We start from the raw sequence: 22,267 nt of genomic DNA on the forward strand, positions 1-22,267 counted from the left end.
GATGAAAATGAACGTAACAGAAACGGTAAAACAGGCGTGCGGCCACTGGCCGCGCATTCTCCCGGCGCTGGGTGTGAAGGTGATTAAAAACCGCCATCAGGCCTGTCCGGTGTGCGGCGGCTCTGACCGTTTCCGCTTTGACGATAAAGAGGGGCGCGGGACGTGGTTCTGCAATCAGTGCGGCGCGGGTGACGGGCTTAAGCTGGTAGAAAAAGTGTTTGGCGTGACCCCGTCAGAGGCCGCCGGGAAGGTGAATGCCGTGACCGGCAACCTGCCGCCGGTTGCCCCGGAAGTGACTGCGGTCGCAGAGGCTGAAACGGAGGCCGACCGCAAAGCGGCGGCTGCGCTGGCCGTCAGGCTCATGGAGAAAACCCGACCGGCCACCGGCAATGCCTACCTCACCTGCAAGGGTTTCCCCGCTCTGGAATGTCTGACGCTCACCGTCATGCATAAAACCGGCGGCGTGACGTTCCGCGCCGGTGATGTGGTTGTCCCGCTGTATGACGATACCGGCGCACTGGTTAACCTTCAGCTTATCAATGCTGACGGTCTCAAACGCACCCTGAAAGGCGGTCAGGTCAAAGGGGCATGTCATATAATCGAAGGGAAAAAACAGGCCGGAAAACGCCTGTGGATTGCAGAGGGTTATGCGACCGCACTCACCGTGCATCACCTGACCGGGGAAACCGTCATGGTGGCGCTGTCCTCCGTGAACCTCTTTTCTCTGGCGAGCCTTGCCCGTCAGAAATATCCGACCTGCCAGATTGTGCTCGCTGCCGACCGTGACCTGAACGGCGATGGCCAGAGTAAAGCCGCTGCGGCCGCAGATGCCTGTGAGGGCATTGTTGCCCTGCCGCCGGTGTTCGGTGACTGGAATGATGCGTTTATACAGTACGGCGAGGAGGCCACGCGCAAGGCTATTTATGACGCTATCCGGCCACCGGCGCAAAGCCCATTCGACACCATGAGCGAGGCGGAATTTACCGCCATGAGCGCCAGCGACAAGGCTTTGCGGGTGCATGAGCATTACGGCGAAGCGCTGGCGGTGGATGCGAACGGCCAGCTCCTGTCCCGCTATGAAAACGGCATCTGGAAAAATATCCCTGCCGCCACTTTTTCACGGAATGTGGCTGACTTATTCCAGCGTCTGCGCGCCCCGTTCTCGTCCGGGAAAATTGCCTCGGTGGTGGAGACCCTGAAACTGATTATTCCGCAGCAGGATACACCGGCGCGCCGTCTGATTGGCTTTCGCAACGGGGTACTCGATACCCAAAGCGGCCTGTTCAGCCCGCACCACAAATCGCACTGGCTGCGCACGCTGTGCGATGTGGATTTCACCCCGCCGGTGGAGGGGGAAACGCTGGAGACGCACGCGCCGAACTTCTGGCGCTGGCTCGACCGTGCAGCCGGTAAAAATCCACAAAAACGCGACGTGATACTGGCTGCGCTGTTTATGGTGCTGGCGAACCGCTACGACTGGCAGCTCTTTCTCGAAGTCACCGGTCCCGGCGGGAGCGGCAAAAGTATTCTGGCCGAAATCGCGACCCTGCTCGCCGGGGAGGATAACGCCACGTCAGCCGATATCGACACACTGGAAGACCCGCGCAAGCGTGCCTCCCTGATTGGCTTCTCGCTTATCCGTCTGCCTGACCAGGAAAAATGGAGTGGTGACGGGGCAGGACTCAAGGCCATCACCGGCGGCGATGCGGTCTCGGTTGACCCGAAATACCAGAACCCGTACTCAACGCATATTCCGGCGGTGATTCTGGCCGTGAACAACAACCCGATGCGCTTCACCGACCGCAGCGGCGGTGTGTCACGTCGCCGGGTGATTATCCATTTCCCGGAGCAGATTGCGCCGGAGGAACGCGACCCGCAGCTCAGGGATAAAATTGCGCGCGAGCTGGCCGTGATTGTGCGCCAGCTTATGCAGAAATTCAGCGACCCGATGACCGCCCGCGCACTGCTCCAGTCGCAGCAGAATTCCGACGAGGCGCTCAGCATTAAGCGCGATGCTGACCCGACATTTGATTTTTGCGGCTATCTGGAAATGCTCCCGCAGACCAGCGGAATGTTTATGGGTAATGCCAGCATCGTCCCGCGTAATTACCGTAAATACCTCTATCACGCATATCTGGCCTATATGGAGGCTAACGGGTACAGGAACGTGCTCAGCCTGAAAATGTTCGGGCTGGGGCTACCCATGATGCTGAAAGAGTACGGCCTGAATTATGAGAAGCGGCACACAAAGCAGGGGATACAAACCAATCTGTCGCTGAAAGAGGAAAGCTACGGCGACTGGCTGCCGAAGTGCGACGAACCCGCAGCAACATAACCTCACTCAGACCGGCAACAGCCGGTCTTTTCCTTTCTGGCCATTGCCACAGGGTGAACAATCCACTGTTCACCCTTCACCGTGTATTCACCCTGTATCACCATGAAATTATTAATAAAAAACCAGAGGTGAACAGTGTGAACAGTAAAACTTGAAAAAACTTTTTATCCCCCCACCACATCGCCTGACCGGGCGTATCCAGAGCGAGCAAAAATCACAAAGGTGAAGAGTCGACTGTTCACTCTTCACCAACTCGTCACCACCTAACTACATGATATAAAATGATAAATAACCGAGGTGAACAGTGTGAACAGTTAAATGCAAAAAAACTTTTTTATGGCACTCTTGTCCCGGTTAGGTTCCGAGTGACGGATCCTAACCGAAAAGAAGCTTTAACACTTATTTAGTGAGTCATATCAGATAGCTAGGGTGAAGCGGGGTGAAAAAATAGTTGGGGGCACAAATGGGGGCATATATCATTGCTTGTGAATTTTTTTTGTTGTTTTTCATTTGTTTGGGTGATGTTTTGAGTCCGGCCTTCGCATTCACCCTCTAAACACCTCCTTCCTGTGCCACTCCACAAACCCTTCTTTTGGATAATTCTCGCGCATCATCGGTAGCGCTATCGATTTACCGTCGAAATCCCAGAACAGTCTGCCAACAATGCCGCTGCCATTCACTGCGGTGGACACCTGAACCCGCATACTTTCATCCAGCCCAATCGAACCTTTATCAAAGGCTTTATGGTGGATTGCACACAACGCCAGGCCGTTTGAAATCTCACACGGGCCGCCGTGCTGTTTCCATTTGATATGGGCGGCTTCCAGGGCGACTGAGGTGCTGTCGTGGCGCATATTGAAGCCACAAATGGCGCATTCATAGTTATAAGCGCGCAGAACCTGCTGGCGGAACAATGGATCCCGCTGTTTGCGGATTTGCAGGATATCAAATCCCAGTTCATCCGCGATCTCTTCCTGGATGCTTTCGGTGAAGTGCGCCTCGAGGATTTGCTGGGCCAGGGCGTTGATGAGGCTCTTGCTCTTTTTCAGCAGGGCAAAATGCTGTTCATCAAAACCTCCGGTAACGTTGTGCGACACCAGTTCTCCGGCAGGAGGCTGTTTGCTGCTACCGCATGTTGAACAGTGCTCGGCGTTTTGTAGCTCCCAGAACCCATCTCCCTGTAAGCGCCAGAAAGGCATATCCGGGCGGTATTGCGCGCGCTGTGGTCCAAATCGCTCCAGCAGACTATGCAACGGGTCGCGAACTTCCGAACCGTAGTCAAACAGGCGACCGTGACCCTGCTGATAACCGGCCAGCACATGAAGCAGCAGCAGGGGCTTGTGCGGCGCACGCTGCTCGCCTTTACGCCAGATGGTGATGTCGGCAATCGCCTGTTGCAGGGTTTTACTGGAAGTCATTGATTTCATTATCAGGTAAATAATTGCGATGATGCTCGCAAAATATCACCTGATCAAGCAAAGACGGGTTGATGCGCTACCGACATCACTTTTATGTTTTCTGAAAAACACATACGCCATGGCGTTTACCGTTCCCCAAACTGGAGACGCAGGAGTACAATAAGTAAGCAAATTATTGCATATCGAAAGATCTTTGATGGTGAAGGATAACGAGGTATTGGAATTTTTTCGGGGGGAGTTATCTCTCGCGGTAACGCTTACTTTCAAGCTTATCCCGATTGAACTTGATACGCCGCTGCAAGGTTACGCTGAATGGGATGAATTACCGTATGCCATTGAAGATTTTGGAGAGAAATATAACGTTGAGGTTTCAGTCATTGATTTCGAAGCCTATTACCCCAGGGAAAGAGAATCGGTCTATAGAAAGTGGTTTACGAAAGAACCCATCAAACAAGTGTCAAAACCGCTTACTGTGCGTATGTTCGCAGAATCAGCCAGAGCAGGTCACTGGTTATATGATTGACTGTATGCTTACAGAGGATACTGACGCAATTAGATGTTGATTGCATCGACAAAATCTGGGAAATAATTATACGAAGAATAATGGCAGTATCAGTTTACTCAAAAGTTTTGGTGGTGTATCTCGCTGTTTATTAGAGAGGAATGACCTCGTTTGTTCATAAAACGTATGCTTTCACCACCAGCACATTCTTTCTGTGCTGGTGAAATACTCAATGGCAGTTACGAAATTACTCTGTGATTCCAGGCATCCTTATAAATGATATTTCCATCGCAGTGCTTCCATGTAATAGCCTCATATCTTAGCTGAATAGTTTCATTGTGGGTTCCTGTTCCCGAACCGGGGAATAAATTTGGTGTGATTCCTGTCACTTTTACATTTTCTAAAATGATATTGAAATATTCACTTTCAATACCAACCTCTAGAGTTTGATACATTTTTATTGTGGCTGATTTTAATGTCTGGCTTTCACTTAACGCTTTATACAAAAGAGGCGTTGTTTTATCAAACTCCTTCTGTATTGTAATCGGCGCGTGCACACGCGTTCCTGTCAGTCTACCTGTATTTACATCTACAGGGATAGACAGGTGATTAGTGACTGCTTTCAGTTCAATAGCACCAATGCTCCCAGCGACTTGTGAGCTTCCCATTACGGGGGAGCCATTTGCATCGGTTAACCGCAGATAGGCTGGGTTTGACATGATTAGTCCTTATCTACATTTATATGAGAAGGGAAATAAAGCATGATGAGAATCCAAACGAATGTTCCAATAATTTTTATGGGCCAGGGTTCAAGAAAAGCGAAACAGGCGAGGGCCCCTGCGATTAGCAATGGACCGGATAATAGATCAATAACTCCACCCATCAGGTGTATCTTTGTTGGTAAGAACCTATTGGCTATAAAGGCGATAATATAAGCACTTCCAACGATGATAATAATGGCAAGGATTTTATCCTCCCATGAATAGAATTCGATGAGAGAAATTAAACAAAGGGTGGTAACATACCCACAAAACAATGAGTTTATTATTAGGGTGATTAGTTTTTTCATGTTACCAGTCCTTAGGCTTACTGTTTAATTGTTCTTCCACTAACTCAATAATTTTTATAAAAAAAAGCTTGTCTTCTGTATGTCCAGTATGTATAGAATCAACAAAAGATTGTACTGTATCAGGTAGAATGATAATATTATAGATCCTTCTTGCAATGTCTTCTATATCGGCCATGGCAATCCTTTAATAAAATAAGATGGCTAGAAATGAAAGCATGTAAATAACAAAAATAGATGGTGAAATAGTTGACCTGAGTAACAGTTTCTCAAATAACATTAAGAATATCGACATTGGTTATTAATTAGAGATATTAATTCTTGAGCTAAATATTCTAGTGCTGATATAAAAAATCATATGAAAATGCTTCCTCAATAAAGGCGCCCGCAGGCGCCCCAATCACAATCACACACTCACCCCTTCAACGCTTTCCCCGCAATCACCCCGATAAACTCCAGTACCTGCTTTTGCTTACGCGCGGAGAGCTTTTCCACGGCGCGCAGGGATTTCATCAGTTCTGACTCTTCGGGGTCGGCAGCGCGGGCGGTTAATACGATGCAGCCTTGCATTACGCGAACATCAACGTCGGTGCCGGTATCGAATCCGGCGGCTTTGAGCCACTGGCCCTTCATCACAATGGACGGAAACCGGACGTACTTCACCGGAATACGGCTGTAATCAGGATAACGGCTCGCATAACCCACCTTCAGGCGACGGTTATCTGCGGCGTGGACTTCTGGATCAAATGAAACTGCAATACAATGCGTATCAGTCATGGCTGCTATTCTCTATTAATAGTTGCTGCGATCAGCGATGCGAAGGTGCGCCAACACCTTTGCATCGCGCTAATAAAACCCCTGTAAATTACGCCAGTATCCTGGGGGAAGTCCAGATGTAAATAAGATGAAATAAGCGCGAATTGCACGCTTTCGGAATAAATAGAAAACCCACTCATCACAATAGATTCGGTATTATTCATCGTATTTATTCATTACCTTTCACACGCCTGAATATCCCCACGTTCCAGAAAACAACGCCTGTCGGCATCTGGCCAAAAATGCGATCTGACTCACTGAAGCAAATAGTAAACTCTGAAACAACACCGTTTTGTACACTTTGCTTTACACTTTTGGTGATGTGAATCACAAATATCACTCCGTGAAGTGATCCGACTCTCACAAAATGAGGTGTACTCATTCACCAATACATTACGAGCACAGCCTGGAAAGTTATGTTTTCAGTATTTCCACTCTCCGCAGACACACTACGACGAATGGCAAATCGAAAAGCAAAAAAAAACTTGTTGAATATTAACGGGTAAAAAAATGACGTGTGATTTGCATCACCCACATTTACAGCTTTTTAAATTATTGCCAGTGATTAATGTTGACCGGGCTATTTCCATAATCAATCAAATCTTGCATAGTGCCTCCACATTATTTCTCCCCCTGACTCAGGAGGCGAATAGTTATATTTCATCAGGATTTGTTGATGAACCAGGTATGATTTACTTCACATTAATACGTACATGACCACTGTTACTGGAGAAACAAAATGAATTATCCGGCAGAACCCTTCCGTATTAAAAGCGTTGAAACTGTATCTATGATCCCGCGTGATGAACGCCTCAAGAAAATGCAGGAAGCGGGTTACAATACTTTCCTGTTAAATTCGAAAGATATTTATATTGACCTGCTGACAGACAGTGGCACTAACGCAATGAGCGACAAGCAGTGGGCCGGAATGATGATGGGTGATGAAGCGTACGCGGGCAGCGAAAACTTCTATCATCTGGAAAGAACCGTGCAGGAACTGTTTGGCTTTAAACATATTGTTCCGACTCACCAGGGGCGTGGCGCAGAAAACCTGTTATCGCAGTTGGCTATTAAACCTGGGCAATATGTTGCCGGGAATATGTATTTCACTACCACCCGTTATCACCAGGAAAAAAATGGTGCGGTGTTTGTCGATATCGTTCGTGACGAAGCGCACGATGCCGGTCTGAATATTGCGTTTAAAGGTGATATCGATCTTAAAAAATTACAAAAGCTGATTGATGAAAAAGGCGCAGAGAATATTGCGTATATCTGCCTAGCGGTGACGGTTAACCTCGCGGGCGGCCAACCGGTCTCGATGGCTAACATGCGTGCGGTGCGTGAACTGACAGAAGCGCATGGCATTAAAGTGTTCTACGACGCTACCCGCTGCGTAGAAAACGCCTACTTTATCAAAGAGCAAGAGCAGGGCTTTGAGAACAAGAGCATCGCCGAGATCGTGCATGAGATGTTCAGCTACGCCGACGGTTGTACCATGAGTGGTAAAAAAGACTGTCTGGTGAACATCGGCGGCTTCCTGTGCATGAACGATGACGAAATGTTCTCTTCTGCCAAAGAGTTAGTCGTGGTCTACGAAGGGATGCCATCTTACGGCGGCCTGGCCGGACGTGATATGGAAGCGATGGCGATTGGCCTGCGTGAAGCCATGCAGTACGAATATATTGAGCACCGCGTGAAGCAGGTTCGCTATCTGGGCGACAAACTGAAAGCCGCTGGCGTACCGATTGTTGAACCGGTAGGCGGTCACGCGGTATTCCTCGATGCGCGTCGCTTCTGCGAGCATCTGACGCAAGATGAGTTCCCGGCACAAAGTCTGGCTGCCAGCATCTATGTGGAAACCGGCGTGCGCAGTATGGAGCGCGGAATTATCTCTGCGGGCCGTAATAACGTGACCGGTGAACACCACAGACCGAAACTGGAAACCGTGCGTCTGACTATTCCACGTCGTGTTTATACCTACGCACATATGGATGTTGTGGCTGACGGTATTATTAAACTTTACCAGCACAAAGAAGATATTCGCGGGCTGAAGTTTATTTACGAGCCGAAGCAGTTGCGTTTCTTTACTGCACGCTTTGATTACATCTAAAAATAGTTATGGCCCCATCATGTGATGGGGCTTTTTTGTATTCCTTTTCCATGAACAGGAAGCCTTTGCGGTGCCCGTTACCGTGACATAACTAAAAAAAAGTAAACCCTGACTCCGACATTTTTATTATCCGCATGATGTACAAATGACAGCTGTAATTATAACGAATAGTCTACAGGAACATTTATCATGGATATTAATGCCATTGAGCGACAGAGTAGTACCCCCGGACTGATTAGCGGAACCATGTTGGTTATCGCGACCGTAGTGGGTGGCGGGATGTTCTCCCTGCCGATTGCGATGGCCGGCGTATGGTTCCCCGGTGCGTCTGTTATTCTTCTGTTTATCGCCATCATGATGTTATTAACCGGTCTGATGCTGGTCGAAGTTAACCTGCATTATGGCGCCGGTGCCAGTTTTAATACCTTTACTCAGGATTTATTAGGCCGGAAGTGGAATATCGTGGTTGGTATCGCTTTCGGCTTTGTGCTGTATATTCTGACCTATGCCTATATCTCCGGTTCGTCGGCGGTGATGGCGCAAACCGTGTTCAAATACAGCGGTGTGCGCTTTCCGGCGAATATCTCGGTGGTGATCGTCAGTATGCTGGTCGGCGCGATTGCCTGGTACAGCTCCCTGCTGGTTGGACGCATCACTACCGTGCTGATTATCGGTAAGTTTGTGGCGTTCTTTGCCACGTTCTCCGGGCTGATTGGCCATATCGAAGTGGCAAAACTCATCGACAGCGTGGCGGTGGCGTTGCCCAATTCGCAGTATCTGCCGTACATCCTGATGACGCTGCCGTTCTGTATTATCTCGTTTGGTTTTCACGGTAACGTGCCGAGCCTGGTCAAACTGTATGGCACAAGCGGAGTCTCGAATATTACGCGTTCGATTATCATCGGTACTCTGTTTGCTCTGCTGCTGTATATTTTCTGGCTGGGCGTGACGATGGGTAACATCAGCCGTTCCTCATTCCCGCCGATTATCGCCAAAGGCGGCAATATCGATGTGTTTGTCGAGGCCATCAGCGGGCTGTTCACCAGCCGATATATGGATCTGATCCTCACCTTTTTCGGCAACTTCGCAGTAGCCAGTTCCCTGCTGGCGGCGACGCTTGGCCTGTTCGATTACATCGCTGACCTGTTTCACTTCCCGGACGACGGCATGGGTCGCCTGAAAACCGCGCTGGTGACCTACTTCCCGCCAGCCGCCGTGTGCTTCTTCTTCCCGAACGGTTTTGTGCACGCGATTGGTTACGCTGGTTTGGCCTTTACCATCTGGAGCGTGATCCTGCCGCCGTTCCTGGTGAAAGCCGCGCGGAAACGTTTCCCGACCGCCAGCTATACCGCGCCCTGTAATAACACCGTGCTTAACCTGGTGATTGTCTGCGGAGCGGTTGTCTATCTGACGGTTGTTCTGGACGTATTTGGTCTGCTGCCAACGTTTCGTTAGACGGAGTCAAAATGAAAAACGTGTTGTCTGTTCAGTCGTCGGTTGTTTATGGCTATGCCGGAAATAAAGCCGCTGTGTTGCCGATGCAGCTCTCGGGAATCGATGTCTGGCCGTTTTACACCGTACAGTTTTCCAACCACACCCAATATGGGATGTGGCAGGGCATGGCGATGCCGCACGGCGAGCTGAGCGCGATCATCAGCGGGTTGGATGACCTGCAAAAGCTGGCGCAATGCGATGCCGTATTGTCCGGGTATCTTGGAGATAAACGCCATTGTGAAGAGGTGAAGCACGCGGTCACCACCATTCGTCAGCGTAATCCGCAGGCGCTCTATTTTTGCGATCCGGTAATGGGCGACCCGCAAAAAGGCTGCATTGTCGCGCAGGGCGTGGAGTCATTTTTTGTCGATGACGCCATTCAACTGGCCGACATGATGGGACCAAATCTCTATGAGCTGGGCGTGCTGACGGGCAGACAACTGCGTAGTTTTGACGAGGTGGTGGAAGCGGCGCGGCAGCTGGTGTCGTGGGGCGTAAAGAAGGTGCTGGTGAAGCATCTCGGCGACTGTTCGCGGGACAAACAGGCGTTTGAAATGCTGCTGGTGACGCCGGAACAGACGTTACACATTGCCCGGCCGCTGTATACCTTTGCCAAAATGCCGGTGGGCGTTGGGGATCTGATTTGCAGCGTGATGCTGGCCTCACTGCTCAATGGTTACGAGGACAAGCAGGCACTGGAACGGACCACCAGTGTTGTTGACGCGGTAATGCGGCTGACGAAAGAGCATGATTCGTATGAACTGCGGCTGATAGACGCGCGTCACCAGATTATGGACCCACAGGTTCGCTATCAGGCAACGGTGATCTGACGCCGCAAGGGGGCTCTGTGTTTCTGACATTGCTGAGGTTTCAGCATCCGCTGGTCTACCGTTTTGCATGGCTTCGTATTTGGGTTGTGATGTTAAGAGCGTGCGGACTGCGTAAGAGAAAGGGGTGAACATTTTACGCTGCTGCCGGATGCGGCTAGCGCCTTATCCGGCCTACAAATGAGCGTGAAACGCAGGCCTACAAATGAATGCGAAACGTAGGCCTGATAAGCGAAGCGCCATCAGGCATAAGTGCCCAGTATTACACGCGGAAGTAGCGTGGTGGAATCAACGCGGAAAAGGCGTCGAACTTCTTCACCATCTTTTTCCAGAACAACATAACAACAATCCTCGATTTGAAACATCGGCGCTATTTTAGTCAGCGCCGACAAATCGTAAAGTCTGGCGCCTCGTTCCGTTTCCGGGGAGGTGTAAACCTTTTTGGTCACCGCGTCGTCAAATACGGTTGCCGCAAATTTGACGGGGTTGACAATGGCTTACGCCATAAACCAGTAATAAAAGAGGCCAACCTTTAAGCCGAGGATCACGATATAGGCGCAGCAGTATTTCATGGTGCCAGACATGATCTGGTTGGCCTGACCGTCCATTTTTGTGGCGGATACCGCGATGGCGATGCTTTGCGGCGAAATCATTTTTCCGCCCGTTGCGCCAGAGGTGTTGGCCGCCGCCAGCCAGTTGGGATCGATATGCAGTTTGCTGGCGGCAATGGTTTGCAGTTTTCCGAACAAAATGTTCGAGTTGGTATCGCTGCCGGTAACGAACGTGCCCAGCGCGCCAATCACCGGGGCGAGGAAGACGTACGAGCTGCCGGTCAGATCGACAATTGACTGTGCCAGCGTGGAGATAATCCCGCTGAGATCCATCACCGTGGCCAGCGCGACGATCGCCATAATTGCAACGATAGAGTTTTTAAGCTGGAAAATCGTTTTGATAAATACTTCCAGCATCCCGCGTGCGGACGCTCCCTGAATAAAACCACCTATAATGGTCGCAAAGATGATCAGCATCCCTGGCGTGGTCACCCATTCAACTTTCAACGCCATCGTTTTGCCGTCAGCCAACGTGAAATGTAGCACCGAGGCCAGTTGTGAGGCTGCGCCTTTTATCGTCGGGAACAGCGGCGAACACATCAGGATAAACACAAAAATAAACAGATAAATAGAGCCAACTCGGAACAACACTTTTGCCGAGCGCGGCGTGGTTTCGCGGGTATGGCTGACTTCAATTCGCCACTCGGGATCGGTTTTCCCTTTGCGCAGACGGCTAACCATCGCCACGGCAAACAGGCTGACCAGGCTACCGGCAAAGGCGGGTAATTCAGCACCGAGATGAATAGCGACAAAATACTGCGGAACCAGCGTGGTAATACCGCAAATCAACGTGATCAGAAATACGCCGCGAATGGCTTTCAGGCCGCCGCCAATAATGCAGACAATCACAAACGGCAGCAGGATATTAAACAGCGCGAGCTGCAGAATAATGGTTCCGCCTAAGGTATAAACCGGCAGGTTAACCTGTTCTGCCAGAATAGAAACCGGGATCCCGACCGCGCCGAATGCAGTGGGAACGGTATTTGCCACCAGAGAGGCAATCGCCGCCTTCAGCGGATTGAAACCCAATGCGATAAGAATACCGATCGGAATGGCGACCGCTGTACCATAACCCGCCGCGGCTTCAAGAAATCCACCAAAGCACCATGAAATCAGCAGCACCTGAATACGCTTATCTTCGCTAATACTGGCGAGAATATCGCGCAGAATATCCAGCGCTTTGGTCGCCTGCATGACGTTATAACTGAAGATAGCGCCGAGGATCACAATCACAATCGGCCATAATCCCTTCAGCGCGCCATAGCCTATCGCGGCTTTTAGATTTTGTACGGGCATTTCCCAGAATATTGCCGATAGTGCAGCGGTGAATACCAAAGAGATCAGTACTGAATAATGGATGGGCATTTTCAATTTCAATATTAAAAATACCATCAGTAGTAACGGAGAGAGTGCCAGGGCAAACATAAAATATTCGTTCATTGCTATTCCCAATTGGTTCATTAAACCTGATTTATATTTATGGTGGGGAGGCTACATTGCTGTTCTAATAAAGTATGCAAACTGAATCGCTTCAGTGAATAAAGTAATTATGATTTGTAGTTTTGTAACTATTGTAATCTTTTAATTAAAATCCAATGCCGGGTAAATATACTTAAGTGCCGATTAAATACCTATAAGTAGTTATTTAATAAACTTTTTAATAATGGTAGTGACAACAGTGGTAATCACTTGAAACTGTTTTCTAAGGTGTTAATAACGCGGTGGTTTCCAATGTAAAAATGTGAGCGAGGCCGAAATAAATAAACCAGGGTATTGCATGTGCGAGTCGATTAGGGGATTATTTGGTTTTGTCATACAAATGAAAATACAGACATTTGCGATTGTCCTGATATAAGAAGAGGAGAGTCGTCATCAAAGGAAAACGATCAGAGCATCACCATGAACCCAGGTATTGGTAAAACCAGCAAACAGAAAAACTGGGCATGAAATACGAATGAACATTTGTTTGATATCGCGATATCAAGCGCAATAAACAGAAATGAAGCAATGGAGTAGTTATTGTGAATGTAAATTTCTTTGTTACCTGTATTGGTGACGCACTGAAATCACGGATGGCACGAGACTCCGTATTGCTGCTGGAAAAACTGGGTTGTCGCGTTAATTTCCCCGAGAAGCAAGGGTGTTGCGGTCAGCCAGCCATCAACAGCGGTTACATCAAAGAGGCGATCCCCGGGATGAAAAACCTGATCGCCGCCCTGGAAGACAACGACGATCCGATTATCTCCCCGGCAGGCTCCTGCACCTATGCGGTAAAAAGCTACCCGACGTATCTGGCGGATGAGCCTGAATGGGCGCTGCGCGCCGAGAAGGTTGCCGGACGTATGCAGGATCTCACCTCTTTTATCGTCAACAAACTGGGCGTGGTGGACGTGGGTGCCAGCCTGCAGGGCCGCGCTGTGTATCACCCTTCCTGTAGCCTGACCCGCAAACTGGGGGTGAAGGAAGAGCCGCTCACGCTGCTGAAAAACGTGCGCGGACTGGAGCTGTTGACGTTTGCCGATCAGGACACCTGCTGCGGCTTTGGCGGGACGTTCTCGGTCAAGATGGCCGAGATCTCCGGCGAGATGGTGAAAGAGAAAGTTTTACATCTGATGGATGCGAAGCCGGAGTTTTTGATCGGCGCTGACGTCAGCTGCCTGCTGAATATTGGCGGCCGACTGCAACGCGAAGGCCAGCCGGTCAAAGTGATGCATATTGCTGAAGTGCTGATGAGCCGCTGAGGGGAAAGAGATGTCGATAAAAACCAGCGATGTAGAATTTAAACTGCGCATTCGTCAGCAGATCGAAGATCCGATCATGCGCAAAGCCGTGGCCAACGCGCAGGAGCGTATTGGTGCGAATCGGCAGAAAATGGTTGATGAGCTAGGCCACTGGGAAGACTGGCGCGATCGTGCCAGCCAGATCCGCGATCACGTTCTGAGCAACCTCGATGCTTACCTGTATCAACTCTCCGAGAAAGTGACGGAAAACGGCGGGCACGTCTATTTCGCCAAAACCAAAGAAGACGCCACCCGCTACATTTTGCAGGTTGCGCAGCGTAAAAATGCGAAGAAGGTGGTGAAGTCCAAGTCGATGGTGACCGAAGAGATCGGTGTCAACCATGTGCTGCAGGATGCGGGAATTCAGGTGATTGAAACCGATCTCGGCGAATATATCCTGCAGTTGGATCAGGATCCGCCTTCGCACGTCGTGGTCCCGGCTATTCATAAAGATCGCTACCAGATCCGCCGCGTGCTGAACGAACGTCTGGGCTACGACGGTCCGGAAACTCCGGAAGCCATGACCTTGTTCATTCGCCAGAAGATCCGCGAGGATTTCCTCAGTGCCGAAATCGGTATTACCGGCTGTAACTTTGCCGTGGCGGAAACCGGCTCTGTTTGTCTGGTGACCAACGAAGGCAACGCGCGCATGTGTACCACGCTGCCGAAAACGCACATTGCGGTGATGGGCATGGAGCGTATCGCGCCGACCTTTGCCGAGGTGGATGTGCTGATCACCATGCTGGCGCGCAGCGCCGTGGGCGCACGTCTGACGGGCTACAACACCTGGCTGACCGGCCCACGCGAGGCGGATAACGTCGACGGCCCGGAAGAGTTCCATCTGGTGATTGTCGATAACGGCCGCTCACAGGTGCTGGGCTCTGAGTTTCGCGATGTGCTGCGCTGCATCCGCTGCGGGGCTTGTATGAACACCTGCCCGGCGTACCGCCACATTGGCGGACACGGTTATGGTTCTATCTATCCCGGCCCTATCGGCGCGGTGATCTCTCCGCTGCTCGGCGGCTATAAAGATTTTAAAGATCTGCCATACGCCTGTTCATTATGCACGGCCTGTGACAGCGTTTGTCCGGTTAAGATTCCGCTGTCAAAACTGATCCTGCGTCATCGCCGGGTGATGGCCGAGGAGGGCATTACGCCGAAAGCCGAGCGACGGGCGATCAAAATGTTCGCCTACGCCAATAGCCATCCGGGGCTGTGGAAAGTCGGGATGATGGCGGGCGCACATGCGGCGAGCTGGTTTATCAATGGCGGCAAAACGCCGCTCAAGGTTGGCGCGATTGGTGACTGGATGGAGGCGCGCGATCTGCCTGATGCCGACGGCGAGAGCTTCCGTAGCTGGTTTAAGAAACATCAGGCGCAGGAGAAAAAGAATGGATAACCGTACCGCGTTTTTAAATACCATCGCCCAGGCGCTGGGTCGCCCGCTGCGCTTCGAACCGCAAGCGGATGTCGCGCCGGTTAACAACTATGCTAACGAGCGCCTGACCGAACTTAGCCCGCAGCAGCGCTGCGATGCGTTTGTCCAGTTTGCCAGTGAAGTGATGCTGGCTCGCTGTGAGCTGACTCGCGAAGATCAGGCCGCAGACGCGGCGCTCCGTCTGTGCGAAGAATTGGGCCAGCAGCCGGTGGTGCTGAGCGGCGACAGCCGGCTGGCGGCGCTGGGCATTACCGAACGCTTGCAACAGGAATGCAACGCCGTGGTCTGGGATCCGGCGCGTGGCAGCGAAAATATTACCCAGGCCGAAAAGGCGAAAGTGGGCGTGGTGTATGCCGAGTATGGCCTGACCGAGTCCGGCGGCGTGGTGCTGTTTTCCGCGCCGGAGCGCGGGCGTTCCCTGAGCCTGTTGCCGGAATCCTCAATTTTCGTGCTGCGTAAAAGCACTATCCTGCCGCGCGTGGCGCAACTGGCAGAAAAACTGCATCAGAAGGCGCAGGCCGGTGAGCGTATGCCATCGTGCATTAACATCATCAGTGGACCCAGCTCGACGGCAGATATTGAGCTTATCAAGGTGGTTGGAGTGCATGGCCCGGTGAAGGCGGTGTATCTGATTATTGAGGATTGTTGAGGCAGGATAGGATGGATAACCGCTCTGGCGCTGCGGGCCAGAGCGGTATCGATGTTATGCAATCATGCTGATGATCAATACGATAATCAGGCCAACCACGGAGTTCACCAGCTCCAGCAGACCCCAGGTTTTCAGCGTATCCTTCACCGACAAGTCAAAGTAGCCTTTGAACAGCCAGAACGAGGCATCGTTGATATGGGTCAGGGTGTTGGAGCCCGCCGCCGTTGCCAGTACCAGTAACGCCGGATCGACGCCCACCAGTTGGCCGGTTGCCGGGTCGAGAATGGCGGCGCTAATAATCCCTGCAGCCGTCATGGCTGAGACTACGCCCTGACCCGTTGCCAGACGAATCAGCACGGTTATCAACCACGCCATGATGTACGGAGAGATATTGCCGTGTGACATCAGCATGCCGATGGTATCGCCAATGCCGGTATCAATAATGGTCTGCTTCAGTACGCCGCCCGCGCCGATGATCAGGATCACCATGGCGATGCTTTTCACGGCGTTTTCAAAGGCATTCATCACCCACTGCATGTCGTGACCACGCGCGGTACCAAACAGCACGAAGGCGACAACCATAGCGATAAACATTGCAATCGGTGAAGAGCCTAAGAAGTTGACCACTTCCCACGCCTGCGTCCCTTTCACCAACCAGATGTTGGCGATGGTGGTGGAGATCATGATGATCGCCGGGATCAGCGGCACCAGGATAGAAACACCGAAGGATGGCAGGTTATTCTGGTCAACCGGTACGTCGGCCTTCATGAATGACGGCGTTGGGCGATCGAGGTTGCCGAGGAACTTCGGCAGGATAAGCCCGGCGCAGATCACGCTCGGAATAGTCACCAGAATACCGTAGATGTAGACCATGCCCATGTCCGCGCCGTAGGCGTTAACCAGCGCCACCGGACCCGGCTGTGGTGGGAACAGCGAGTGGGCGGTGGTGGCGGCGGCAACGGCAGGAATCGCCAGCTTGAGGAACGGGATCTTCGCTTCTGCTGCAATGACGATCACCAGCGGCGCCAGCATAATAAATGCCACTTCATAGAACATTGCCAGGCCAAAGATCAGACCAATAATGATCACTGACAGCTGCACATAGCGCAGACCGAGTCGCGCCAGTAGCGTATGGGCAATCTGATGCGCCGCCCCGGAATCAACCATCAGCTTACCGATGACCGCCCCGAATACTACGATAATCGCCAGTTCACCCAGCGTGCTGCCAAAGCCGGATTTCATGGTGTGCAGCAGCTCCATTAAATCCATACCCGCCAGCATACCGACCGAGAGCGCCGCCAGCAGCAGGGCGACCATCGAGTTTATTTTGAATCTTAGATTGAGCACCAGCATCAGACCGATGCCGAATACGACCCACAGAATATTGAGAACGTGCATATAACGTCTACCTTTATTGGTTGAACTATTATGATTTTGGTTGAGATGTTACATATATTGGTTAACCATTGATGCGATGAATGTCACATTGCGTTACATGTTTACATTATTACTGAGCAACAGGGTCGTAAAATGGCGATCTCAATAGAATAAATCGTGATTTGGTTAACCAATTTTAAGCTTCAGGTTGACATGTCATACCAAAAGGAGGAATTTATGTGCCATATCGTCGAGTCCATAACGTAACGAGGAATAAAACATGGAACAGACATGGCGCTGGTATGGTCCTAACGATCCGGTCACCTTAGCGGATGTACGTCAGGCGGGTGCCACAGGCGTTGTCACCGCCTTACACCATATCCCGAACGGGGAAGTGTGGACGGTTGATGAGATCCTAAAACGCAAAGCCATTATTGAGCAGGCGGGCCTGGTCTGGTCGGTCGTCGAAAGCGTGCCGATCCACGAAGACATTAAAACCCGTTCCGGCAACTATCTGCAGTGGATCGCCAACTACCAGCAAAGCCTGCGTAACCTGGCTCAGTGCGGTATTCGTACCGTGTGCTACAACTTCATGCCGGTTCTCGACTGGACCCGTACCGACCTGGAATACGTTCTGCCGGACGGCTCCAAAGCGCTGCGTTTTGACCAGATTGAATTTGCCGCCTTTGAGCTGCATATCCTCCAGCGTCCAGGCGCGGAAGCGGACTACACCGCCGAAGAGATTGCTCAGGCAAATGAACGCTTCGCCACCATGAGCGATGAAGACAAAGCGCGTCTGACCCGCAACATCATTGCCGGTTTGCCGGGCGCGGAAGAGGGCTACACCCTCGACCAGTTCCGCCAGCATCTTGCGCGCTATAAAGATATCGACAAAGCCGCGCTGCGTGAGAATTTCGCCGTCTTCCTGAAGGCGATTATTCCGGTGGCGGAAGAAGCTGGCGTACGCATGGCGGTACACCCGGACGATCCGCCGCGCCCGATCCTTGGCCTGCCGCGCATTGTTTCCACGGTGGAAGACATGCAGTGGATGGTCGATACGGTCAACAGCATGGCGAACGGTTTCACCATGTGCACCGGCTCCTACGGCGTGCGGGCAGACAACGATCTGGTCGACATGATCAAACAGTTTGGCCCACGCATTTACTTCACCCATCTGCGCTCCACGCTGCGTGAAGATAACCCGAAAACCTTCCATGAGGCGGCGCATCTTAATGGCGATGTCGACATGTACGAGGTGGTGAAAGCGATCGTTGAAGAAGAACAACGCCGTAAAGCCGAGGGTAAAGAGGATCTGATCCCGATGCGTCCGGACCATGGCCACCAGATGCTGGACGATCTGAAAAAGAAAACCAACCCAGGCTACTCCGCGATTGGTCGCCTGAAAGGGCTGGCGGAAGTGCGCGGCGTTGAGATGGCTATCCAGCGCGCTTTCTTTAGCCGCTAAAGCGAGTTGCCGGCCACCTGTCTGGCCGGCTTTTTCTTTTCTCATCCGTTGGCCTTTCAACGGGTTCTGGAGTTCACGATGACAACGACAATTGCCAATAGCGACCTGCCGGTTGCGCGCCCTGCATGGGACCGCTCGCGCCTGCAATCCCGCATTGTTCACCTGGGATGTGGCGCTTTTCACCGCGCACATCAGGCGCTGTACACCCATCATTTGCTGGAAACCACTGACAGCGACTGGGGGATCTGTGAAGTTAACCTGATGCCGGGTAACGACTGCGTACTGATTGAAAATCTGCGCAAGCAGCAACTGCTGTATACCGTGGCGGAAAAAGGCGCGGACAACACCGTGCTGAAAGTGATCGGGTCAATGAAAGAAGCGCTGCACCCGGATCTTGACGGCTGTGACGGTATTTTACAGGCGATGGCGCGCCCGCAGACGGCAATTGTTTCGCTGACGGTCACCGAAAAAGGCTACTGCACCGATGCGGCCAGCGGTCAGTTAGATCTCAATAACCCGCTGATTAAACACGATCTGGCGAATCCGACCGCGCCGAAATCGGCGATTGGTTACATCGTACAAGCGCTGTACCTGCGCCGTGAGCAGGGGCTGGCGGCTTTTACCGTGATGTCCTGCGATAACGTGCGTGAAAATGGGCATGTGGCGAAAGTTGCAGTTCTGGGGCTGGCGCAGGCGCGCGACCCGCAGCTGGCGCAGTGGATTGAAGCTAATGCGACTTTCCCGTGCACTATGGTCGACCGCATTGTTCCGGCGGCGACACCGGAAACGTTGCAGGAGATTGCCGACCAGTTGGGTGTTTACGATCCGTGTGCTATCGCCTGTGAACCGTTCCGTCAGTGGGTAATTGAAGACAATTTTGTCAACGGTCGTCCTGACTGGGACAAGGTTGGCGCACAGTTCGTGGCCGACGTGGTGCCGTTTGAAATGATGAAACTGCGTATGCTCAACGGCAGCCACTCTTTCCTCGCATATCTGGGCTATCTCGGCGGCTATGAAACCATCGCCGATACCATGACCAATCCGGCGTACCGCAAAGCTGCGTTTGCGCTGATGATGCAGGAGCAGGCGCCGACGCTCTCGATGCCGGAAGGCACCGATCTCAACGCCTACGCGACACTGCTGATCGAGCGTTTCAGCAACCCGTCTCTGCGCCACCGTACCTGGCAGATTGCGATGGACGGCAGCCAGAAACTGCCGCAGCGCCTGCTGGATCCGGTGCGTCTGCACCTGCAAAATGCCAGCAGTTGGCGTCACCTGGCGCTGGGCGTGGCGGGCTGGATGCGCTACACCCACGGTGTGGATGAGCAAGGGCAGGCCATTGATGTTGTCGACCCTATGCTGGCTGAATTTCAACACATTAACCAACAGTACCAGGGCGCCGAGCGCGTGACGGCGCTGCTGGGGCTGTCTGGCATTTTTGGTCATGACCTGGCGGAAAACGCCGGCTTTGTGGAGACCATTATCGCGACGTATCAACAGCTATGTGAACACGGCGCACGTGAGTGCGTTGCGGCATTAAGCGCTGACGCATAACCTCCGAACTATGACGGGTCAATCAAAATATTGGTTTGGTTGACCCGTTTTCTGTTTTTGCCTTCCCGCAAATGCTATAGTTCGATACCTATTCCCCGTATCTGATTACACGCATCTGACGGACATAACACGATGAAATCGAACACTTCTCAGCAAAGACCCTACCAGGAAGTGGGTGCCATGATCCGCGATCTGATTGTCCAGACGCCGTACCAGCCCGGTGAACGCTTGCCGCCAGAGCGTGAAATTGCCGAGATGCTCAATGTCACTCGCACGGTGGTTCGCGAAGCGTTAATCATGCTGGAAATTAAAGGCCTGGTGGACGTGCGCCGCGGAGCCGGGATCTACGTGCTCGACAATGCGGATGCGCAGACTATCGACAGTACGGATGCAAATCATTGCAATGATGCGGGCCCGTTTGAACTGTTGCAGGCGCGACAGCTGCTGGAAAGCAACATTGCCGAATTTGCCGCGCTGCAGGCTACCCGCGAAGATATCGTCAAAATGCGCCAGGCGTTGCAACTGGAAGAGCGGGAGCTGGCTTCCAGCGAGCCGAACGGTTCTGAAAGCGGCGACATGCAGTTCCATCTCGCCATAGCTGAAGCCACGCATAACAGCATGCTGGTGGAGCTGTTTCGCCAGTCATGGCAGTGGCGTGAGAACAACCCGATGTGGATCCAGCTCCATAGCCACCTCGACGATACCCACTACCGGAAAGAGTGGATGGGCGACCATAAACAGATCCTGGCTGCATTAATCAAAAAAGATGCCCGCGCGGCCAAGCTGGCCATGTGGCAGCATCTGGAAAACGTCAAACAGCGTCTGCTGGAGTTTTCAAATGTCGATGACATTGATTTTGATGGTTATCTGTTTGATTCCTGGCCGCTGGATAAAGTTAACGCCTGATTTCCCTTCCTCTCATACGCGGGCTATTGCGGCCCGCACCGCGTTTTCCGCATTCTCATTCATTGCCCGGCAGGGCCGCTTTTCACGTTCTGAAAGTCACGTAAAAAATTGTTTCCATCGCCTCGGATGAACATTTTTTCGTCCCCTTTGTGCGGTGCAAATTGATTTAAATCAATTAAAAACAACTTATTTTCGCATGCGAAAAAATGTGTTATTTACCTTATTTTTACCTTTCCGTGCTTATTTTTAGACAAAACGGGTCTGGGTTAAGTGAGAATCAACGCGATCTCTGCAGTAATCAGGATAAGGTTTACCGGCATAACTACACATAAAAACAAGCGGTTCGCGTAAATGTAGACATTAATAACGGTGCGTAACTTATTGGTCGTAATGATGTTTTGATTGGTGATATAGTTGATGTGAATGTTTCATGCTTTTTTAATCAAATGAATAAAAGCCAATATTCGTAAAGCTAGCATTACACATTATTCCATAAACAAGTTATCTTTCATTTGAAATATCGTTCCATTCTTCATTGGTTTATTAACACTTTCATTACTATTATGACTGTATTTTACCGTTGACATGTTTTTACACTAACTGCATATTTCATCGCCATAAGCGTGTTATTACGTTCAGGAGTTGAAAATGCCATCTCGAGACTATCCCGATATTCGAAAACCCAGAGGGACCCGATCAAAAGATATGGTTCTTTTAAGTGCCCGTGTCGATACCTCTTTGTGGGAATATGTGCGAACGCTGGCATTTGAAACCCGTAAAAGTAAACAAGATATTATTGCTGAAGCATTAATGTTGCATCGCTCAGTTAATGAGAGTGAAAGTCTCGAGTAATTATCGCTGTCCGGTTTTGATTGAAAATCCAAAAATGAATTATGTCTTGCCACTTCATTATTACCTT

At 51.3% G+C, this 22,267-nt stretch carries 19 protein-coding genes; 12 read left to right on the forward strand and 7 right to left on the reverse strand.

What is annotated here, in order from left to right; genetic code table 11:
• Nucleotide 1: 1 nt before the first annotated feature.
• The gene (locus tag OGV57_RS12405) at nucleotides 2-2,335 is read left to right on the forward strand and encodes a primase-helicase zinc-binding domain-containing protein (RefSeq protein ID WP_054528012.1); all 2,334 of its coding nucleotides are present in this window, start codon (nucleotides 2-4) and stop codon (nucleotides 2,333-2,335) included.
• 545 nt (nucleotides 2,336-2,880) lie between these two features.
• Here OGV57_RS12405 and OGV57_RS12410 read toward each other — a convergent pair.
• Entirely contained in the window at nucleotides 2,881-3,753 is an 873-nt protein-coding gene (locus OGV57_RS12410; RefSeq protein ID WP_081011292.1) for a phosphorothioated DNA-binding restriction endonuclease, read from the reverse strand.
• 196 nt (nucleotides 3,754-3,949) lie between these two features.
• Between OGV57_RS12410 and OGV57_RS12415 the strand changes: the two genes are divergently transcribed.
• A complete protein-coding gene (locus tag OGV57_RS12415) occupies nucleotides 3,950-4,276 on the forward strand; it encodes a DUF1493 family protein (protein ID WP_054528014.1) in 327 nt (108 codons plus the stop codon).
• Between the two features lie 218 nt (nucleotides 4,277-4,494).
• On the opposite strand, the gene OGV57_RS12420 is transcribed toward OGV57_RS12415, so the two are convergent.
• The 4 genes from OGV57_RS12420 to symE all read right to left on the reverse strand — a co-directional run bounded on the left by OGV57_RS12420 (nucleotide 4,495) and on the right by symE (nucleotide 6,098).
• Entirely contained in the window at nucleotides 4,495-4,974 is a 480-nt protein-coding gene (locus OGV57_RS12420) for an Hcp family type VI secretion system effector (protein WP_032948446.1), read from the reverse strand.
• A 2-nt stretch (nucleotides 4,975-4,976) separates the two neighbouring features.
• Complete coding sequence (locus tag OGV57_RS12425; protein WP_054528015.1) at nucleotides 4,977-5,324, reverse strand: hypothetical protein; 348 nt, start codon at nucleotides 5,322-5,324, stop codon at nucleotides 4,977-4,979.
• 1 nt (nucleotide 5,325) lies between these two features.
• Complete coding sequence (locus OGV57_RS12430; protein WP_157844748.1) at nucleotides 5,326-5,499, reverse strand: hypothetical protein; 174 nt, start codon at nucleotides 5,497-5,499, stop codon at nucleotides 5,326-5,328.
• Between the two features lie 236 nt (nucleotides 5,500-5,735).
• A complete protein-coding gene (symE, locus tag OGV57_RS12435) occupies nucleotides 5,736-6,098 on the reverse strand; it encodes an endoribonuclease SymE (RefSeq protein WP_054528016.1) in 363 nt (120 codons plus the stop codon).
• A gap of 778 nt (nucleotides 6,099-6,876) precedes the next feature.
• Here symE and OGV57_RS12440 point away from each other — a divergent pair.
• From OGV57_RS12440 to pdxY, 3 genes are all read left to right on the forward strand, one after another.
• The gene (locus OGV57_RS12440; RefSeq protein ID WP_003837154.1) at nucleotides 6,877-8,247 is read left to right on the forward strand and encodes a tyrosine phenol-lyase; all 1,371 of its coding nucleotides are present in this window, start codon (nucleotides 6,877-6,879) and stop codon (nucleotides 8,245-8,247) included.
• A gap of 189 nt (nucleotides 8,248-8,436) precedes the next feature.
• Nucleotides 8,437-9,702: an aromatic amino acid transporter gene (locus tag OGV57_RS12445; protein ID WP_003837156.1), complete on the forward strand. Its 1,266-nt coding sequence runs from the start codon at nucleotides 8,437-8,439 to the stop codon at nucleotides 9,700-9,702.
• Nucleotides 9,703-9,713: 11 nt separating this feature from the next.
• Nucleotides 9,714-10,571 (forward strand): pyridoxal kinase PdxY, encoded by an 858-nt coding sequence (pdxY, locus tag OGV57_RS12450; protein WP_003837157.1) that lies wholly within the window; start codon nucleotides 9,714-9,716, stop codon nucleotides 10,569-10,571.
• 494 nt (nucleotides 10,572-11,065) lie between these two features.
• On the opposite strand, the gene OGV57_RS12455 is transcribed toward pdxY, so the two are convergent.
• On the reverse strand, nucleotides 11,066-12,619 hold the full coding sequence (locus OGV57_RS12455; protein WP_003837161.1) for an L-lactate permease: 1,554 nt from the start codon (nucleotides 12,617-12,619) through the stop codon (nucleotides 11,066-11,068).
• A 581-nt stretch (nucleotides 12,620-13,200) separates the two neighbouring features.
• Between OGV57_RS12455 and OGV57_RS12460 the strand changes: the two genes are divergently transcribed.
• The 3 genes from OGV57_RS12460 to OGV57_RS12470 are packed head-to-tail and all read left to right on the forward strand — an operon-like array spanning nucleotide 13,201 to nucleotide 16,046.
• The gene (locus OGV57_RS12460; RefSeq protein WP_003845579.1) at nucleotides 13,201-13,920 is read left to right on the forward strand and encodes a (Fe-S)-binding protein; all 720 of its coding nucleotides are present in this window, start codon (nucleotides 13,201-13,203) and stop codon (nucleotides 13,918-13,920) included.
• Between the two features lie 10 nt (nucleotides 13,921-13,930).
• Nucleotides 13,931-15,358 carry a LutB/LldF family L-lactate oxidation iron-sulfur protein gene (locus OGV57_RS12465; RefSeq protein ID WP_003845582.1) on the forward strand — a complete coding sequence of 476 codons (1,428 nt, stop codon included), beginning with the start codon at nucleotides 13,931-13,933 and terminating at the stop codon, nucleotides 15,356-15,358.
• On the forward strand, nucleotides 15,351-16,046 hold the full coding sequence (locus OGV57_RS12470) for a LutC/YkgG family protein (RefSeq protein ID WP_003837166.1): 696 nt from the start codon (nucleotides 15,351-15,353) through the stop codon (nucleotides 16,044-16,046). The genes OGV57_RS12465 and OGV57_RS12470 overlap by 8 nt, the downstream gene beginning before the upstream one ends.
• Nucleotides 16,047-16,100: 54 nt before the next feature.
• Here OGV57_RS12470 and gntP read toward each other — a convergent pair whose 3' ends face one another.
• Nucleotides 16,101-17,444 (reverse strand): gluconate permease GntP, encoded by a 1,344-nt coding sequence (gntP, locus tag OGV57_RS12475; RefSeq protein WP_003033260.1) that lies wholly within the window; start codon nucleotides 17,442-17,444, stop codon nucleotides 16,101-16,103.
• Between the two features lie 259 nt (nucleotides 17,445-17,703).
• Here gntP and uxuA point away from each other — a divergent pair, with 259 nt between their 5' ends.
• The 4 genes from uxuA to OGV57_RS12495 all read left to right on the forward strand — a co-directional run bounded on the left by uxuA (nucleotide 17,704) and on the right by OGV57_RS12495 (nucleotide 22,200).
• Entirely contained in the window at nucleotides 17,704-18,888 is a 1,185-nt protein-coding gene (gene uxuA / locus OGV57_RS12480) for a mannonate dehydratase (protein WP_003837169.1), read from the forward strand.
• A 78-nt stretch (nucleotides 18,889-18,966) separates the two neighbouring features.
• The gene (locus tag OGV57_RS12485; protein ID WP_032948455.1) at nucleotides 18,967-20,442 is read left to right on the forward strand and encodes a fructuronate reductase; all 1,476 of its coding nucleotides are present in this window, start codon (nucleotides 18,967-18,969) and stop codon (nucleotides 20,440-20,442) included.
• 132 nt (nucleotides 20,443-20,574) lie between these two features.
• On the forward strand, nucleotides 20,575-21,348 hold the full coding sequence (uxuR, locus tag OGV57_RS12490) for a Uxu operon transcriptional regulator (protein WP_003033268.1): 774 nt from the start codon (nucleotides 20,575-20,577) through the stop codon (nucleotides 21,346-21,348).
• A gap of 648 nt (nucleotides 21,349-21,996) precedes the next feature.
• Nucleotides 21,997-22,200 (forward strand): hypothetical protein, encoded by a 204-nt coding sequence (locus OGV57_RS12495; RefSeq protein WP_008322159.1) that lies wholly within the window; start codon nucleotides 21,997-21,999, stop codon nucleotides 22,198-22,200.
• Nucleotides 22,201-22,267: the final 67 nt, after the last annotated feature.

This window comes from Citrobacter sp. Cf087, assembly GCF_030334285.1.
Taxonomy (GTDB): domain Bacteria; phylum Pseudomonadota; class Gammaproteobacteria; order Enterobacterales; family Enterobacteriaceae; genus Citrobacter; species Citrobacter freundii.

Bases quoted from the DNA above. Each gene is read 5' to 3' on its own strand.
- OGV57_RS12405 (WP_054528012.1), top strand. From the start codon at position 2: ATGAAAATGAACGTAACAGAAACGGTAAAACAGGCGTGCGGCCACTGG.
- OGV57_RS12410 (WP_081011292.1), bottom strand. From the start codon at position 3,753: ATGACTTCCAGTAAAACCCTGCAACAGGCGATTGCCGACATCACCATC.
- OGV57_RS12415 (WP_054528014.1), top strand. From the start codon at position 3,950: ATGGTGAAGGATAACGAGGTATTGGAATTTTTTCGGGGGGAGTTATCT.
- OGV57_RS12420 (WP_032948446.1), bottom strand. From the start codon at position 4,974: ATGTCAAACCCAGCCTATCTGCGGTTAACCGATGCAAATGGCTCCCCC.
- OGV57_RS12425 (WP_054528015.1), bottom strand. From the start codon at position 5,324: ATGAAAAAACTAATCACCCTAATAATAAACTCATTGTTTTGTGGGTAT.
- OGV57_RS12430 (WP_157844748.1), bottom strand. From the start codon at position 5,499: ATGGCCGATATAGAAGACATTGCAAGAAGGATCTATAATATTATCATT.
- symE (WP_054528016.1), bottom strand. From the start codon at position 6,098: ATGACTGATACGCATTGTATTGCAGTTTCATTTGATCCAGAAGTCCAC.
- OGV57_RS12440 (WP_003837154.1), top strand. From the start codon at position 6,877: ATGAATTATCCGGCAGAACCCTTCCGTATTAAAAGCGTTGAAACTGTA.
- OGV57_RS12445 (WP_003837156.1), top strand. From the start codon at position 8,437: ATGGATATTAATGCCATTGAGCGACAGAGTAGTACCCCCGGACTGATT.
- pdxY (WP_003837157.1), top strand. From the start codon at position 9,714: ATGAAAAACGTGTTGTCTGTTCAGTCGTCGGTTGTTTATGGCTATGCC.
- OGV57_RS12455 (WP_003837161.1), bottom strand. From the start codon at position 12,619: ATGAACGAATATTTTATGTTTGCCCTGGCACTCTCTCCGTTACTACTG.
- OGV57_RS12465 (WP_003845582.1), top strand. From the start codon at position 13,931: ATGTCGATAAAAACCAGCGATGTAGAATTTAAACTGCGCATTCGTCAG.
- OGV57_RS12470 (WP_003837166.1), top strand. From the start codon at position 15,351: ATGGATAACCGTACCGCGTTTTTAAATACCATCGCCCAGGCGCTGGGT.
- gntP (WP_003033260.1), bottom strand. From the start codon at position 17,444: ATGCACGTTCTCAATATTCTGTGGGTCGTATTCGGCATCGGTCTGATG.
- uxuA (WP_003837169.1), top strand. From the start codon at position 17,704: ATGGAACAGACATGGCGCTGGTATGGTCCTAACGATCCGGTCACCTTA.
- OGV57_RS12485 (WP_032948455.1), top strand. From the start codon at position 18,967: ATGACAACGACAATTGCCAATAGCGACCTGCCGGTTGCGCGCCCTGCA.
- uxuR (WP_003033268.1), top strand. From the start codon at position 20,575: ATGAAATCGAACACTTCTCAGCAAAGACCCTACCAGGAAGTGGGTGCC.
- OGV57_RS12495 (WP_008322159.1), top strand. From the start codon at position 21,997: ATGCCATCTCGAGACTATCCCGATATTCGAAAACCCAGAGGGACCCGA.